At 44.4% G+C, this 16,129-nt stretch carries 16 protein-coding genes; 10 read left to right on the top strand and 6 right to left on the bottom strand.

Annotated elements, in window-relative coordinates:
* Positions 1 to 274 precede the first annotated feature (274 nt).
* Both OCV36_RS04070 and bcp read left to right on the top strand, forming a co-directional pair.
* Positions 275 to 817, top strand: a complete 543-nt coding sequence (locus OCV36_RS04070; RefSeq protein WP_017073798.1) for a glycine cleavage system protein R — start codon at positions 275 to 277, stop codon at positions 815 to 817.
* Between the two features lie 12 nt (positions 818 to 829).
* Positions 830 to 1,300: a thioredoxin-dependent thiol peroxidase gene (gene bcp, locus OCV36_RS04065; RefSeq protein ID WP_135456084.1), complete on the top strand. Its 471-nt coding sequence runs from the start codon at positions 830 to 832 to the stop codon at positions 1,298 to 1,300.
* A gap of 148 nt (positions 1,301 to 1,448) precedes the next feature.
* Here the strand turns inward: bcp and OCV36_RS04060 are convergent, their stop codons facing one another.
* Positions 1,449 to 2,525 (bottom strand): AI-2E family transporter, encoded by a 1,077-nt coding sequence (locus OCV36_RS04060; RefSeq protein ID WP_017072633.1) that lies wholly within the window; start codon positions 2,523 to 2,525, stop codon positions 1,449 to 1,451.
* Positions 2,518 to 2,757 carry a sulfurtransferase TusA family protein gene (locus OCV36_RS04055; RefSeq protein WP_017072634.1) on the bottom strand — a complete coding sequence of 80 codons (240 nt, stop codon included), beginning with the start codon at positions 2,755 to 2,757 and terminating at the stop codon, positions 2,518 to 2,520. The genes OCV36_RS04060 and OCV36_RS04055 overlap by 8 nt, the downstream gene beginning before the upstream one ends.
* A gap of 178 nt (positions 2,758 to 2,935) precedes the next feature.
* Between OCV36_RS04055 and bepA the strand changes: the two genes are divergently transcribed.
* From bepA to OCV36_RS04035, 4 genes are all read left to right on the top strand, one after another.
* Positions 2,936 to 4,390 (top strand): beta-barrel assembly-enhancing protease, encoded by a 1,455-nt coding sequence (gene bepA, locus OCV36_RS04050; protein ID WP_102553616.1) that lies wholly within the window; start codon positions 2,936 to 2,938, stop codon positions 4,388 to 4,390.
* A 124-nt stretch (positions 4,391 to 4,514) separates the two neighbouring features.
* Entirely contained in the window at positions 4,515 to 4,865 is a 351-nt protein-coding gene (arsC, locus tag OCV36_RS04045) for an arsenate reductase (glutaredoxin) (RefSeq protein WP_135456082.1), read from the top strand.
* Positions 4,866 to 4,871: 6 nt separating this feature from the next.
* Positions 4,872 to 5,465 carry an NAD(P)H:quinone oxidoreductase gene (gene wrbA / locus OCV36_RS04040; RefSeq protein ID WP_135456080.1) on the top strand — a complete coding sequence of 198 codons (594 nt, stop codon included), beginning with the start codon at positions 4,872 to 4,874 and terminating at the stop codon, positions 5,463 to 5,465.
* Positions 5,462 to 5,899, top strand: coding sequence for a DUF2069 domain-containing protein (locus tag OCV36_RS04035; protein ID WP_135456078.1), 438 nt, complete (start codon positions 5,462 to 5,464; stop codon positions 5,897 to 5,899). Before wrbA ends, OCV36_RS04035 begins: the two co-directional genes overlap by 4 nt.
* A 129-nt stretch (positions 5,900 to 6,028) precedes the next feature.
* Here the strand turns inward: OCV36_RS04035 and OCV36_RS04030 are convergent, their stop codons facing one another.
* Positions 6,029 to 7,315: a DUF2066 domain-containing protein gene (locus OCV36_RS04030; protein WP_135456076.1), complete on the bottom strand. Its 1,287-nt coding sequence runs from the start codon at positions 7,313 to 7,315 to the stop codon at positions 6,029 to 6,031.
* A gap of 278 nt (positions 7,316 to 7,593) precedes the next feature.
* Between OCV36_RS04030 and OCV36_RS04025 the strand changes: the two genes are divergently transcribed.
* On the top strand, positions 7,594 to 8,832 hold the full coding sequence (locus tag OCV36_RS04025; RefSeq protein WP_017072639.1) for a uracil-xanthine permease family protein: 1,239 nt from the start codon (positions 7,594 to 7,596) through the stop codon (positions 8,830 to 8,832).
* 146 nt (positions 8,833 to 8,978) lie between these two features.
* On the opposite strand, the gene upp is transcribed toward OCV36_RS04025, so the two are convergent.
* Entirely contained in the window at positions 8,979 to 9,605 is a 627-nt protein-coding gene (gene upp / locus OCV36_RS04020; RefSeq protein WP_004734318.1) for a uracil phosphoribosyltransferase, read from the bottom strand.
* 169 nt (positions 9,606 to 9,774) lie between these two features.
* On the opposite strand from upp, the gene purM reads away from it, so the two are divergent.
* Both purM and purN read left to right on the top strand, forming a co-directional pair.
* Complete coding sequence (gene purM / locus OCV36_RS04015; protein ID WP_017072641.1) at positions 9,775 to 10,815, top strand: phosphoribosylformylglycinamidine cyclo-ligase; 1,041 nt, start codon at positions 9,775 to 9,777, stop codon at positions 10,813 to 10,815.
* 132 nt (positions 10,816 to 10,947) lie between these two features.
* Positions 10,948 to 11,622: a phosphoribosylglycinamide formyltransferase gene (gene purN, locus OCV36_RS04010; protein WP_135456075.1), complete on the top strand. Its 675-nt coding sequence runs from the start codon at positions 10,948 to 10,950 to the stop codon at positions 11,620 to 11,622.
* A gap of 148 nt (positions 11,623 to 11,770) precedes the next feature.
* Here the strand turns inward: purN and OCV36_RS04005 are convergent, their stop codons facing one another.
* Together OCV36_RS04005 and lpcA are read right to left on the bottom strand one after the other, a co-directional pair.
* Positions 11,771 to 12,616: a class II glutamine amidotransferase gene (locus OCV36_RS04005; RefSeq protein WP_017072643.1), complete on the bottom strand. Its 846-nt coding sequence runs from the start codon at positions 12,614 to 12,616 to the stop codon at positions 11,771 to 11,773.
* Between the two features lie 62 nt (positions 12,617 to 12,678).
* Positions 12,679 to 13,257 (bottom strand): D-sedoheptulose 7-phosphate isomerase, encoded by a 579-nt coding sequence (gene lpcA / locus OCV36_RS04000; protein WP_017072644.1) that lies wholly within the window; start codon positions 13,255 to 13,257, stop codon positions 12,679 to 12,681.
* Between the two features lie 325 nt (positions 13,258 to 13,582).
* Here lpcA and fadE point away from each other — a divergent pair, with 325 nt between their 5' ends.
* Positions 13,583 to 16,048 (top strand): acyl-CoA dehydrogenase FadE, encoded by a 2,466-nt coding sequence (fadE, locus tag OCV36_RS03995; RefSeq protein WP_135456074.1) that lies wholly within the window; start codon positions 13,583 to 13,585, stop codon positions 16,046 to 16,048.
* Positions 16,049 to 16,129 lie beyond the last annotated feature (81 nt).

The following is a 16,129-nucleotide window of genomic DNA, read 5'->3' as shown; positions in this document are numbered from 1 at the left end:
TGTCGTATGTTTGAGGTAAAACGACTTATAACAGCGTTCGACCTAAAATTTGGGTAACCTGCGTTCAATCTAGCGGATACCGCATTGCTAGATGTCAGTAGCAAGTAAGCTGTGCCCTATCTTCAATTTCTTGTTTTTCACGCTCTAGATATTCCTATCATTTACGGCGCATTAGAAGCGAAGCGCCTCATAAAAAGCCCCGTTCACACGCTTATTCCTCGTTCTAACTGTGCTAACATGCATGCATCAATGGAATATATAGAGACGTGATTTTATGACTCAACATCTAGTAATCACAGCTGTGGGAACTGATCGCCCAGGTGTTTGTAACCAAGTGGTACATTTAGTCACCCAATCAGGCTGTAACATTATTGATAGCCGTATCGCCCTATTTGGCGAAGAATTTACGCTTATCATGCTGCTGTCTGGAAAGGCAAACAACATCACCCGCGTTGAAACAACTCTGCCCTTGCTTGGCCAAGAGCACGACTTGATTACAATAATGAAGCGAACCTCAACTCATGATGTTATTGAGAACTCCTACACTGCAGAGGTATTCGTTGAGTCAGACGATAAAATCGGCCTTACCGAACAGTTCACTCAGTTCTTTGCCGACCGTAACATCGGCCTCAACTCACTGAGCGCACAAACCATCAATAAGTCCAAGGTTCAGCTCGATAACGACCAATTCCATATCTCTATTACCGCTTCTGTGCAATCAGAATGTAACTTGATGCAGCTACAAGAAGAATTCAATTCGCTGTGTCAGAGCCTATCAGTCCAAGGCTCGCTCAATTTTATTAAAAACAGTCTTTAAAAAGGAAATGTCATGAATACGCTGACAGCTGGTGTTCCAGCACCTGCTTTTTCTCTTCCCGATCAAGATGGCAATATCGTATCTCTTGATGACTTCAAAGGTAAAAAGGTACTTTTCTACTTTTACCCAAAAGCAATGACCCCTGGTTGTATTGTACAAGCTGAAGGCCTGCGTGATATCAAGGCACAACTTGACGATCTTAACGTTGTCGTTTTGGGTGTAAGTGTTGATCCAGTAAAACGCCTACCAAACTTCGTTGAGAAGAAATCTCTGAACTTCACACTGCTATCTGATGAAGACCACAGCGTTGCTGAACAGTTTGGGGTTTGGGGTGAGAAAAAATTCATGGGCAAAGTCTATGACGGTCTACACCGTATTAGCTTCCTGATCGATGAAGAAGGTCAAATTGAACACGTTTTCAACAAGTTCAAGACTAAAACTCACCACGAAGTGGTTCTAGATTACTTTAATCAAGACGCTTAATATCGATGTTGGTGAGTTGATTGTTTAAATTCACGACTAATTAAAACAAATGCAAAAGGCCGAATATCATGGATATTCGGCCTTTTTTTAATTATTCAAATTGATAGCAAGTTCAATTGCTATTGGTGTGCAGGCCTACGCTTCATGGCTACGATTGATGTTCGAGGTCATCGTCTAGTGCGTGGCTTGGCAAAGCATTCCAAACCGCTTTCACTAAGGTCGCAAGTGGGATGGCAAAGAATACGCCCCAGAATCCCCACAATCCACCAAAGACTAATACCGCAACAATAATTGCGACAGGATGAAGGTTCACCGCTTCAGAGAACAGAACAGGCACTAACACGTTGCCATCTAGCGCTTGAATTATGCCGTATGAAACTAGTAGCCAGTAGAATTGAGGCTCAAGCCCCCATTGGAACAAGCCCACAATGGCGACAGGTACAGTCACCGCAGCAGCACCGATATACGGGATCAACACCGAGAAACCAACCGCTACAGCCAGCAATGCAGAATAACGTAAATCCAGAATCGCGAAGGTCACGTAGCTGACACCACCGACGATTAGAATCTCTAACACTTTACCGCGAATGTAGTTAGAGATTTGTTGGTTCATCTCAACCCAAACCTTAGTCGCTAAACGTCGGTTCTTTGGTAGTACGCCACTCGCCATGTTGATCATCTCTTCTTTATCTTTCAGTAAGAAGAAGATCAGCAGAGGTACAAGAATCAGATAAACCGCAAGCGTAGCCAAACTCACTAATGAAGCTAAAGAACCTTTAACAACACTTTCACCAAAGCCTAGAGCTTTGTTTTTCGCGTTCGACATCACCGATTCAACAATCTGTAGATTAGCTAATTCTGGGTAACGATCTGGAATCGTCGCAATGAATTTTTGCAAACTCCCGTACATACTCGGAATGTCATTAATAAGGTTACCCACTTGTTCCCAAATCGTTGGTACTAAACCAAACAACGCAAACAACATCAGGCTAAAGAACATCATGATAACCAACATCACCGAAGGCGTTCTTGGCACACCAAGTCGTTGAAGTTGGGTAACGGGCCACTCTAATAAATACGCCAATACAATCGCAACCAAGAGTGGCGCAATTAAATGACCGAAGAAATAGATCGTAATAAAGCCGAAGAGAATGATGGCAACCAAACTGACAGCATCGGGATCAGAGAAACGTCGTTTATACCAACGATTGACCATTTCAAGCATCTGACTGCAATTCCTTTTTAGTGACGAGGAGGTGATGATAACTAGAACAAGCATCTATAACGACGACGTAAGCTTGCTTAGACAAAAAACTAACAATATCTTTCATCGAGCTGTGGTCAGAGACATAAATTGACAATGATTGCCCTACTTCTAACTTTACACTGTGACGCTTGGCTAATAATAATGCCATTGGACATCGCTCTTGGCGTAAATCTAGAATATTAGGTGTCATTCTGGAGCTCGATGCTTATTATAAGGGTCGTATTGTAATCTGTTTTTCAAAACGCGCCATCATTCATTCATCTTCCTTTATGATAGCGCACGTACTTGGCAAAGGTTAAATCAGATCAAGAACCAATTTGCATTGCACTTGTCTTACTGTCAGAAGAAACGGAGTATTACTGACTAATATGTTTAAACGCGCTCGTTCAATTGCTTGCTTATGCATCGCAGCTACATTAAGTACCCCAACCTTGGCAAACACCAATGGTTTGGAGCTACCGGATATCGGAACCGCTGCTGGCGGCACACTCACTATCGACCAAGAACTTATCTATGGTGATGCCTATATGCGCATCATTAGAAGCAGCCAGCCCATCGTTAACGACCCTGTATTAAACCAGTATATTGATACACTTGGCCATCGCCTTGTGGCGAATGCCAACGACGTAAAGACCCCCTTTCAGTTCTTTATGATTCGAGACCGCAATATCAACGCCTTCGCTTTCTTTGGTGGTTATGTTGCGTTGCACTCAGGACTCTTCCTCCATGCACAATCTGAAAGTGAACTGGCTTCGGTATTGGCGCACGAAATCGCACACGTTACGCAGCGTCACTTAGCGCGTAGTATGGAAGATCAAGCGCGTCGTTCTCCAGCGACCATCGCAGCGCTAGCGGCCTCTGTATTATTGGCTATTGCAGCACCTGAAGCCGGTATTGCAGCTCTAACGGCCACAACCGCAGGTAACATGCAGAGCCAGATCAACTACACTCGTAGCAATGAAAAAGAAGCGGATCGCTTTGGCATCAACACCCTTGCAAAGGCAGGATTTGATGTGAATGCCATGCCACGCTTCTTCGGTCGCCTAGCTGATGAATACCGTTATGCCAGCACACCACCACCAATGCTGCTCACTCACCCATTACCAGAAGATCGAATCACAGATTCACGTGCTCGTGCTCGTAGCTATCCGCCACTTAAACTGGCACCTTCGCTAGACTACCACCTAGCGAGAGCCCGCATTGTCGCGCGGTATGCCGGCATTAATAACGATGCTGCTCTCGACTGGTTTGCACGCCAACTAAAGAAAGCACCTAAAGCACTAGTACCATCACTAGAGTATGGCCAGGCGTTGGTTTACCTAGATTCCAAAAAACTGGATAAAGCAGAACCTATTCTGACCAAGCTCATCAATAGCGACCCGACCAATCTGTTTTATTTGGATGCGATTTCGGATCTGCACATTGAACAGAAACAACCTGAAATTGCGATTAAAGAACTAAAGTCTGCACTGAGTCGTCAACCAAATAACTCGGTACTGACCATCAACTACGCCAACGCACTGATTGAAAACGAAGATCTACAAGAAGCCGTTCGCGTGTTGCAACGTTACACACACGATAACCCGAACGACACCAATGGCTGGCACCTACTTTCAAAGGTAAATACTAGCCTTGGTAATAGCGACGAAGATCTTGCCGCTCGCGCAGAAATCTTGGCACTGCAAGCCAATTGGAACAAAGCGATTCAGTACTATACGCAGGCTAGTCAAATCGCAGAACTAGGCAGCCTGAAACAAGCACGTTACGACGCACGAATTGATCAGTTAATGATTCAGCGCGAGCGTTTCTTGTCGCTGCAATAAATCTATTTGCTAGCAGTAACTCTGTCATTGAAATAAGAAAGAAAGCTCAACATTAAACAGTGGAAAAGCCACTCGGATGGCTTCAACTAAAAATTTAAATAAAAAATAATAATGAGGAAGAACCATGTCTGTCGTGATTTACCATAACCCACGCTGCTCAAAAAGCCGTCAAACCCTAGAACTACTTGAAGCAAACGGCGTACAGCCAGAGGTTATCAAGTACCTACACACTCCACTCACTGTTGAGCAACTTAAAGTACTTTTCTCTCAACTAGGTTTTGACAGCGTTCGAGACATGATGCGCACCAAAGAAGCGGATTACAAAGACGCAAACCTTGGCGATGCATCGGTGACTGATGAGGATCTTTTCTCAGCAATGGCTACTAATCCAAAACTGTTTGAACGCCCAGTTGTTGTTGCTAACAACAAAGCAAAGATTGGTCGTCCACCAGAGCAAGTATTAGAGATCCTGTAAGCCAATATGAGCATTAACATTCTTGTTCTCTACTACAGTCGCCACGGCAACACTCAGGCTCTAGCAAGACAAATTGCACGAGGGGTTGAATCCATCCCGAACTGCGAAGCCATGCTAAGAACGGTGAACGACGTGTACACGGTAGAAGAACAGCCTGACTCGCGTTATCAACCAACCGATCCTATTGCGACGTTACAAGAACTTCGATGTTGCGATAGCTTAGCGCTAGGAAGCCCAGTTTGGTTTGGCAACATGGCTGGGCCTATGAAGCACTTTTGGGATAGCACTACATCACTTTGGATCAATGGTGATCTGATCGATAAGCCAGCTTGTGTATTTACCTCTTCTTCATCGCTGCATGGCGGCCAAGAAACCACACAGCAAAGCATGATGTTGCCACTGCTTCACCATGGCATGCTAGTGGTGGGAATCCCTTATTCCGAGCCGGCGCTGCATACCACTCAAACCGGTGGCACACCTTATGGTGCAAGCAGTACTGGAGAGAGTGCTTCATTAAGCAAAGAAGAAATTGAGTTGGCGCAAAACCTAGGTAAACGGCTAGCGCGCATCGCTATAAACCAGAAAGGAATCTCTCAATGATGTATATGCCAGAGAAGGCGATGTCTCCCAAAACTAAGCTGTTTCGCTACCTTGCATTGGCGGGCAACTTGTTGCTTTTACTGTGGGTGGTTGCTTGGCAGATGACACTTTCGCCGCACCCTCATCTAAGTAATGTAACGCTTGCGATTGCTTGGGCTGTTCCTCTTTTATTGCCATTACCGGGGATTTTAGCGGGCAAACCCTATACGCATGCTTGGGCAAACTTCGTCTTAATGCTCTATTTCCTGCACGCCTTAACTATCTTGTATGTAGACGGTGGCGAACGCCTTCTGGCGGCAGTAGAACTGCTACTAACAACACTAGGCTTCGCAGGTAATATTTTATTTACCCGCTTTCGTGCCAAAGAGTTGGGTATCAAGCTTAAGCGCCTTTCTGAAGTAGAAAGGAAAGAGAAAGCTAAGTTCGAACAGTAACCTAGATTAGGTTGTCCTGAGCTAGTACCAATAGAAAATAGTGACAATAAACAAAAAGCCCTGCGAGATTACTCTAGCAGGGCTTTTTTTCATAAATTCATTTCAATCGGTCATGTCAGAAGACAATCACTAGCGAACCCATTCGTATACTAAGCTTGGCTTAGCATGCACTGGTGCAGTAGCTGTTAGTTCTACAGCGTCAGATTCTTCTAGCGTTACGTCAGACGTGTTCGTTAGCTCAACATCCGCTTCAGTTGATAACTCGCTACCTTTGATGACTTGAATACTTGAGTCCGCTTCGTTAGCCGTCGCTTCTGCGTCATTGTTCACTGTCGCATCAGTAGCAGCTGCTGAATCATCGCCTACAGACATGGTGTTGTCTTGCGTTTCAAATTCAGGGCTCACTTCAGGTTCAATGTAAGACTCTTCAACCTTCGCTATTTGACGAATGCTTTCAACCTCTTGCTCAAACTCTTGTTGAGTCGACAATAAGTGAATTCGGAACGTAACTTCATTATTTTGAATCTTCAGAATATCTAAGCTTGCAACTGAATTTAGACGCTTAAGTGAATTCTCCAGTTTGAAGAAGTCCTGAGCGTTATTCAGGCTAATAAACTGCGTTAAAATAGACTCTGATGATTCACTGGCTACAGTGACAGCACTCTTACCTGCGTAGTAGTTACTGATTTGGTCAACTAACTTCTTAGAAGTCGTCGCGCTGTTACCCGATAAAGAACCACTTACTGGTGATGTTGGTGCACTCGTCAATTGACTTGGCTTTTGATCATACAAAGTCCAACGCAATCCTGAAGATTGAGCTTTTATCACCAATACGGCATCAACAGGGTAACGTTGACTCGCTTTGCTGATTGGCGTGACGAAGCTGCCCCACAAATCAGACGTCGCAATACCCGTAATATCGTCAAAATCCCCAACAGGTAGTGTCAGTGGTAAACCTCGCTCTTTTGCATTCGCTTGTAAGCCAGAAGCCAACTGAGAGTTAGAGTGTTCCCATACTATATTCTTGTCGTAGTTATCCTCTTCTACCAGCCAAACAAGAATGTTTGAACGAGTATCAGGCCAGTACGGTAATTGTGCTTGGGTCAATAGAGAACGGATTTGAGCACCGTTAAAACGCATGCGCAATGTTGCTTGGTCATTGCTTTCACCAAAACTCATTTGAGACATGTACTGCGAACTTTTACGCATCGCCTTTTGAATGGTTTCATTCGAAGCAACATCGGTTTGGCCAGTCGCTCGAATCAACACCTGTTCCATACCGGTATTTCTTGCCACTTGTTCTGGCTGTTTGTTTTCAGCGTTAATCGCAACTTCAGCACTAAAGATATCTACTTGAGTTAATGCATAACTCGGAGAGGCTAATAGTGCCATTAACAACAATGCTATGTAGCGCATACTGATCCTAATATTCAAATCTTGTGCCTAGATGATAAGCAACTATGGATTGTGGGGCAAGGTCGATAGCGCTCACTGTGTTTAATAACCACAAAATATCACCTAGCCATGATAATTCGTTCACTTCAAAACTGAATTTTTCTTGCTTTGAAAGAGATAAAACATCACTAAGATAAATAAATTTGATCTATTTGGTGTGGCAATCGATTGCTAAGTGATAGAATCCCGCGAATTTTATTTTTCACTTTTCATATAACGACCATTTTTAAGGACATAACATGAAGAATGCTCTGCAAGGTGCGCAAATGCTGTTTGTAGCTTTTGGTGCACTTGTATTAGTGCCGCTACTGACTGGGCTCGATCCCAACGTTGCACTCTTTGGCGCGGGTATCGGTACCCTTTTATTTCAACTTATTACACGCCGTTCAGTGCCAATCTTCTTAGCGTCTTCTTTTGCATTCATCGCGCCTATCATGTTTGGTATTCAAACTTGGGGTGTAGGTGCAACCATGGGCGGCCTAATGGCAGCAGGTGTTGTGTATGTGTTAATGGGTGTATTGATTAAAGTGCGTGGTGTAGCCTTCATCCATAAACTGCTTCCACCCGTCGTGGTTGGCCCTGTGATTATGGTGATCGGTTTAGGCCTTGCACCTGTTGCGGTAAACATGGCGCTAGGTAAAACTGGCGATGGTGCGGTTCAACTTATCGATGCAGACGCAGCGTTATGGATCTCGTCTATTTCATTACTAGTGACTATTGTCATCAGTGTATTCTCGAAAGGCTTCCTTAAACTATTACCAATCTTTGGTGGCATTGTAGCGGGTTATGTAACGAGCTTGGTATACGGCGTAGTTGATTTTACCCCCGTAGCTCAAGCAGCTTGGTTAGCACTACCAAACTTCACTGCACCAGAATTCAACATCAACGCTATCTTCTTTATGGTGTTTGTTGCAATTGCGCCAGCCGTTGAGCACGTGGGCGATATGCTTGCTATCTCTAACGTAACCGGTAAAGACTACCTTAAGAAACCAGGTTTACACCGCACTATTGCTGGCGACGGTGTAGCAACGATTGCAGCTTCTATGCTGGGTGCGCCACCCAATACAACTTACAGTGAAGTAACAGGTGCTGTAATGCTGACTAAAGCATTCAACCCTGTGATCATGACTTGGGCTGCGGTAACAGCCATTGTTTTAGCATTGGTTGGTAAGCTAGGCGCACTACTTCAAACGATCCCAGTTCCTGTAATGGGCGGTATCATGATTCTACTGTTTGGTTCAATCGCAACGGTAGGCTTAAACACGCTAATTCAGAATAAAGTTGACCTACACAAATCACGCAACCTTGTGATTGTGGGTATTACGTTGGTCTTCGGTATCGGCGGCATGGCATTTGGCATCGGCGACTTTAGCCTACAAGGCGTAAGCTTGTGCGGTATCGTAGCGATTCTACTTAACCTAGTCCTTCCTGAAGAATTAGGCGACAACACCGTAGTAGACAAAGCTCAAATCGATTAATTTATCGATAAGGCTGGATTCAAAAGAATCACAACCTAACAAGATCAAAAAAGGGAGAGCATCGAATGCTCTCCCTTTTATTTATACGGCTAATTAAGCAGGTAAAGTTTAAATCACTATTTAAATGAACTTAAACCGAAACCTAATTACTTAGTACCGAAGATCTTATCACCAGCATCGCCAAGACCAGGAACAATGTAGCCCTTGTCGTTTAGCTTCTCATCGATTGCAGCCGTGTATAGCTCAACGTCTGGGTGCGCTTTTTCTAGAGCAGCAATACCTTCAGGCGCAGCAACAAGCACAAGAATCTTAAAGTGCTTACAACCTTTCTCTTTCATAAGATCGATAGTAGCAATCATAGAACCACCCGTCGCAAGCATTGGGTCTACAACGAGAGCAATACGCTCGTCGATGTTAGATGCAAGCTTGTTGAAGTATGGTACTGGTTCAAGCGTTTCTTCGTCACGGTAGATACCCACGACGCTGATACGCGCACTTGGGATGTGCTCTAGAACACCGTCCATCATGCCTAAACCAGCACGTAGAATTGGCACTACTGTTACTTTTTTACCCTTAATTTGGTCAACTTCTACTGGACCGTTCCAACCATTAATAGTTACACGCTCAGTTTCAAAGTCTGATGTCGCTTCGTATGTTAGAAGGCTACCCACTTCTGTCGCTAGCTCACGAAAACGCTTAGTGCTAATGTCACCTTCACGCATCAGGCCAATTTTATGTTTTACTAGCGGGTGTTTCACTTCAACAACTTTCATTTCCAACTCCGGCAATATTTAAACAAACCTGTAGATTATACACGAACTGTGTGGTTATTTCAGAATCTTTATTCTAATAAAAAAAACCGCGCAAACGTTTGCTCTTGGTAATCAAGCCCTGTTAGAATAGCGCCGTTTTCACATCCAACTTAAGTTCGAGGACTATCCCGTGAGTGGTAATACTTCTTCTCTAAGCTACAAAGACGCTGGTGTTGATATCGACGCAGGTAATGCACTAGTAGACCGTATTAAAGGTGCAGTTAAACGCACTCGTCGCCCTGAAGTAATGGGCGGTATTGGTGGCTTTGGCGCCCTATGTGAACTTCCAACGAAATACAAAGAGCCAGTACTTGTTTCAGGTACTGATGGTGTTGGTACTAAACTTCGCCTTGCCTTGGATCTGAAAAAACACGACACCATTGGTATCGACCTAGTGGCAATGTGTGTGAACGACCTAATCGTTCAAGGTGGTGAGCCGTTATTCTTCCTAGACTACTACGCAACAGGTAAGCTAGATGTAGATACAGCTGCAGACGTTGTTTCGGGTATCGCTGAAGGTTGTGTTCAAGCTGGTTGTGCACTAATCGGTGGCGAAACGGCTGAAATGCCAGGCATGTACGAAGGCGACGACTACGATGTTGCTGGCTTCTGTGTTGGTGTTGTAGAAAAAGCTGACATTATTGATGGTACTAAAGTAGCAGCAGGTAACGCACTTATCGCTGTTGGCTCAAGTGGTCCACACTCAAATGGTTATTCTCTCATTCGTAAGGTACTCGAAGTTTCTGGTGCCGATAAGAGTGAAGAGCTAGAAGGTCGCACTATCGGTGAACACCTACTAGAACCAACTAAGATTTACATAAAGTCAGCACTTAAGATGATCGCTGAGCATGATATTCATGCTATTTCGCACATCACAGGTGGTGGTTTCTGGGAAAACATCCCACGCGTACTTCCTGAAGGCACTAAAGCAGTGATTGATGGCAAGAGCTGGGAATGGCCTGCTATCTTCAGCTGGCTACAAGAGAAAGGCAACGTGGAAACATTTGAAATGTACCGCACTTTCAACTGTGGTGTTGGCCTAGTTGTTGCTCTACCTAAAGATCAAGCAGATGCTGCTGTTGAACTACTGAAAGCTGAAGGCGAAAATGCTTGGGTTATCGGTGAGATCGCAAACGCTGAAGCAGGTGAAGAGCAAGTAGAAATCAAATAAGTGATACGCTCACTGACTTAGTTAATAAATGAGGACCTATTGGTCCTCATTTTGCTATTTAGCCCGCAGAAAACCTTAGTTTATGTAGGTAAATTGTAAACTCTCTCGTTAATCAACCGCATGACCCACTCTATGAAAAACAATCAATCGAAGAAAATCAGTCAATCTAAGAAAAACATCGTTGTGTTAGTTTCAGGAAGCGGAAGCAACTTACAGGCAATTTTAGATGCTTGCGATAACAGTATGATTGATGCTTCTGTTAACGCTGTCTTCTCAAACAAAGCGGATGCTTTTGGTCTAGAGAGAGCAAAATTAGCCGGTGTTGACGCTCACTCGGTGAATCCCAAAGAATTTAACTCGCGTGAAGAGTTTGATCATGAATTGATGCTTCAGATCGATACTTACCAACCAGACCTGATTGTACTCGCTGGCTATATGCGAATTCTGAGTTCAGAGTTTGTTCGTCATTACGCGGGAAAAATGGTCAACATCCATCCTTCGTTGTTACCTAAATACCCAGGTCTGCACACTCACCAACGTGCTATTGACGCGCAAGATGAAGAACACGGAACCAGTGTTCACTTTGTTACCGAAGAACTCGATGGCGGCCCTGTGATCTTGCAAGCTAAGGTACCTGTATTTGAAGGGGATGATGCCGATATACTAGCAAGCCGAGTTCTCACCCAAGAACACTATATTTACCCTATGGTCTGCAAGTGGTTCGCTGAAAATCGTCTATCAATGGTCAACGGGCAAGCGATCTTAGATGATAAGATATTAGGTAAGCACGGTTACGCAGAGGAATAGATCTTCAGACCGTTCTCGCTAAACAGATCGCTGAAAAACAAGTCGTCAAACACAAAATCAGAAAACAAAAAGGCCGCTAACTGACTTAGTATCAGTACAGTAAGCGGCCTTTCGTTTGTCCGGTTCAAAATAGTATTATTTGGTCGCTTTAGCTCAAAGCCTCTGTCGGCGCCTGACTTGCGACCTTTTTCGGTGCGTAAGCGACATCTTCCAGCTCTTGATGGTTATTGCCAATCAACTCACCAAAATGAAACAGCGCGTATTCGCCCGGCTTCATTCTAAACCACTCTTCATTGCATGTTAGAGGTTGAGTTGCCACTACCGTAACCACATCATTGGGCGTTGTTTCTTCTTGGAAGTTAATCTCAACGTCTTCATCAATTAAGCTCGCATTCCCAAAAGGAGCGCGTCTTGTTATCCAATACAAGTGGTTAGTACAGTAAGTCATCACATACTCACCATCACTCAACAACATGTTGAAGACACCTTTTTCTCGTAGCTGGTCACAACATTCCGCAACATAGCGAAACATCCCTTCCATGTCTTGAGGCGGCTCAGGAAAACGGTCTTCGAGCTGCTTCACTAACCAACAGAACGATAACTCGCTGTCTGTTTCTCCTACGGGTCTAAAACGTCCACTGTGTAGGTCATCGTAATCCGTCAATTGGCCGTTATGAGCGAAAGTCCAATATCGCCCCCAGAGTTCACGCGTAAAAGGGTGGGTATTTTCTAGATTAACGCCACCACGGTTAGCTTGGCGGATATGACTGACAACAGCTTGGCTTTTAATTGGGTAGTTTTGAACCAACTCGGCAATCTTTGATTCACAGCTAGGGTTAGGATCTTTGAATGTTCGAAAGCCCTTCCCTTCATAAAAGGTAATTCCCCATCCATCACGATGCGGACCGGTATTCCCTCCACGCTGCATCAGGCCGGTGAAACTAAAACAAATATCAGTTGGCACATTCGCGCTCATACCAAGCAATTCACACATGGTTTAATCTACTCCCTATTAAAACCCATGGAGCCTAATCAAGGCTCCAAATATCTGTAAAACTATTCTTCCATCTCTTTTTCAACAAGCTGAATCACAATATGAATGATCTTAATGTGAACCTCTTGAATACGGTCAGCGTAACCAAAGTGAGGCACTCGAATTTCGATATCAGCACAACCTGCCATTTTACCGCCATCTTTGCCGGTCAATGCAATGGTCTTCATGCCTTTTGCTTGAGCTGCTTCAATCGCTTTTAGAATATTGCCAGAGTTGCCAGAAGTCGACAGACCAAACAACACATCGCCCTTGCGACCCACGGCTTCTACATAACGAGAAAATACGTGATCATAACCAAAATCATTACTCACACAAGATAAGTGGCTAGGGTCTGAAATCGCAATACCAGCATAACCTGGGCGATTTTCTCGGTAACGGCCAGTAAGCTCTTCCGCAAAATGCATCGCATCACAGTGCGAACCACCGTTACCACAAGAAAGCACTTTGCCTTCTTGTTTAAATGAGTCAGCAATCATTTTTGCCGCAGCTTCGATCTGAGCGATGTTATGGTCATCGCTCAAAAACTTGTTAAGAACGTCAGCAGCTTCGTTCAATTCACTTTTGATTAGGTCTTGGTACATAAGGCTTATCTCTTATATTTTTTACGCAACTTAAAGTACGTGAAATGAGAACTGAGGTTTCCCCCCTCTTTTACCTGAGTTTACCCACAAACATGAAATAGTGTCGATACTTAAGCCAAAAGATTGCCACCTTAATTAATATCTCATGGCAGAACCGTCCAATTATTCACCACCAACCTCTCACAATTAGAATTTTAACTCTATTAAGATCACTTTTTACCCAATTTAGAGTTTTACAAATATTTAATATTTTGTTTACACTTAACTGGTTAGACCTCTTACCTAAATTCATAACAATAAGTGATCTCTGAAAAGGAAATCGATCATGAACATATTGCTCTCCCTACTTGCCATGACAACTATCTTTGGTGTCTGCCTTTACCATAGAGTTAGTCTGGTACGCGCTTTAGTCATCCTTACCGGTTCAATGGTTGTACTGACATTGTTTGGCGGCGTCGCTGTCACTGGCTGGCTTTGTTACCTATTGGCCGTTGCATTGCTTGCTGTACCTGCCATCCGCCAAACCATCATCAGTCAAAAAGCACTGTCTTTATTTAAGAAAGTCCTACCAGCAATGTCTCAGACAGAAAAAGAAGCATTGGAAGCTGGTACCGTATGGTGGGAAGCCGAGCTGTTCAAAGGCAAACCAGAATGGAAGAAGCTGCAAGACATTGCAGACCCTAAGTTGTCTGAAGCTGAGCAAGCCTTTTTAGATGGTCCGGTTAATCAGGTTTGTGAAATGGTTAACGATTACCAAGTGACACATGAACTTGCCGACTTGCCACCAGAAGTATGGCAATACCTGAAAGACCAAAAATTCTTCGCCATGATCATCAAGAAAAAATACGGTGGCTTAGAATTCTCGGCTTACGCTCAGTCTTTAGTGCTACAGAAGCTAACTGGCGTTTCTAGCGTATTGTCATCAACCGTTGGCGTACCTAACTCGTTAGGCCCCGGTGAGCTATTGCAGCACTACGGTACAGAAGAACAAAGAAACCACTACCTACCCCGCTTAGCAGAAGGTAAAGAGATCCCTTGTTTTGCCCTAACTAGCCCGGAAGCTGGCTCAGATGCAGGCTCAATCCCTGATTACGGCATTGTATGTAAAGGCGAATGGCAAGGCGAAGAAGTCTTAGGTATGCGCCTCACTTGGAACAAGCGCTACATTACCCTTGCACCTGTCGCAACAGTATTGGGGCTTGCGTTTAAATTACGAGATCCAGACGGCCTGCTTGGCGACAAGCAAGAGCTCGGTATCACTTGTGCGCTTATCCCTACCGATTTAAAAGGCGTGAAGATTGGTAATCGTCACTCACCACTTAACGTACCGTTCCAAAATGGCCCAACCCAAGGTGATGACCTCTTCGTCCCTATCGATTTCATCATTGGTGGCCAGAAAATGGCAGGACAAGGCTGGCGCATGCTAGTTGAATGTTTATCGGTTGGGCGTGGTATCACACTTCCTTCAAACTCGACGGGTGGTATCAAGTCGGCAGCATTAGCGACGGGGGCATATGCTCGTATCCGTCGTCAATTCAAACAACCAATTGGTCGTATGGAAGGGGTGGAAGAACCACTTGCACGCCTAGCCGGGAATGCTTACGTAATGGACGCGGCAAGTAACCTAACCGTTGCTGGCATCGACCTTGGCGAAAAACCTTCAGTTATCTCTGCAATCGTAAAATACCATTGTACTCATCGTGGCCAACGCAGCATCATTGATGCGATGGATATCGTCGGTGGTAAAGGCATCTGTTTAGGTCCATCAAACTTCTTAGCTCGTAGCTACCAAGGCGCACCAATCGCGATTACCGTGGAAGGTGCTAACATCCTAACTCGTTCGATGATCATCTATGGGCAAGGCGCAATTCGCTGTCACCCATATGTTCTAAATGAAATGGAAGCCGCTTATTCAGAAAGCAGCGATGCACTGGATAAGTTTGATTCTGCGTTAGCTGGACATGTTAGCTTTACACTAAGTAACTTAGTTCGTAGCTTCTGGTTCGGTTTAACCGATGGCCGAGGTTCTGATACTCCAACTCCAGCAAGTAAAACTGATCAACAAACTAAGCGCTACTACCAGAAACTTAATCGCTACAGTGCAAACCTAGCGCTACTTTCTGATATTTCAATGGCCGTTCTAGGTGGCTCACTGAAACGCAGAGAACGCCTATCAGCAAGATTAGGTGATATCTTAAGTCAACTGTATTTAGGTTCGGCAACACTAAAACGCTTTGAAAGCGAAGGCAGCCATGCTGAAGATCTACCGTTAGTTCATTGGGGTATGCAAGACAGCTTGCGCCAAACTGAAGTCGCTATTGATGAGTTCTTAGCAAATTTCCCTAACCCTGTGATTGGTCGTTTACTTCGAGTTGTGTTGATGCCATTTGGTCGTATTCGCCGCGCACCAAATGACAAACTAGATAGTCAAGTTGCTCATATTCTACAAACGCCAAGCGAGACACGTTCACGTATTGGCCGTGGTCAATATTTAGAAGCAACCGAATACAATCCAGTAGGTAAGATAGAGAAAGCACTAGAAGTCATTCTTCAAGCTGAACCGCTATTCGACAAAGTCTGCAAAGAAACGCACCAAAAACGCGCTTTCTTACGACTAGATCTTGTTGCTCAATTAGGGCTAGAGAAAGGCATCTTGATGCAAGAAGAGGCAGACCTGCTGGTTAGCGCCGAGCAACACAGACTGTACACGATCAACGTTGACGACTTCTCTCCAGAGGAGCTAGCAGCAAAGTCTGAGTATCCAGACCAATCGATTGAGAACGTCGCTTAAGGTCAGAAAAAGAAACAAAAACGGGGCTCCTATGAGTCCCGTTTTTTTTGTTCATGACATCGTTATCACAAACTCTATAGC

This window comes from Vibrio echinoideorum (assembly GCF_024347455.1).
Lineage (GTDB): Bacteria > Pseudomonadota > Gammaproteobacteria > Enterobacterales > Vibrionaceae > Vibrio > Vibrio echinoideorum.
Note: the sequence above shows the minus strand (reverse complement) of the source record. Positions and strands in the feature narration are given on the sequence as shown.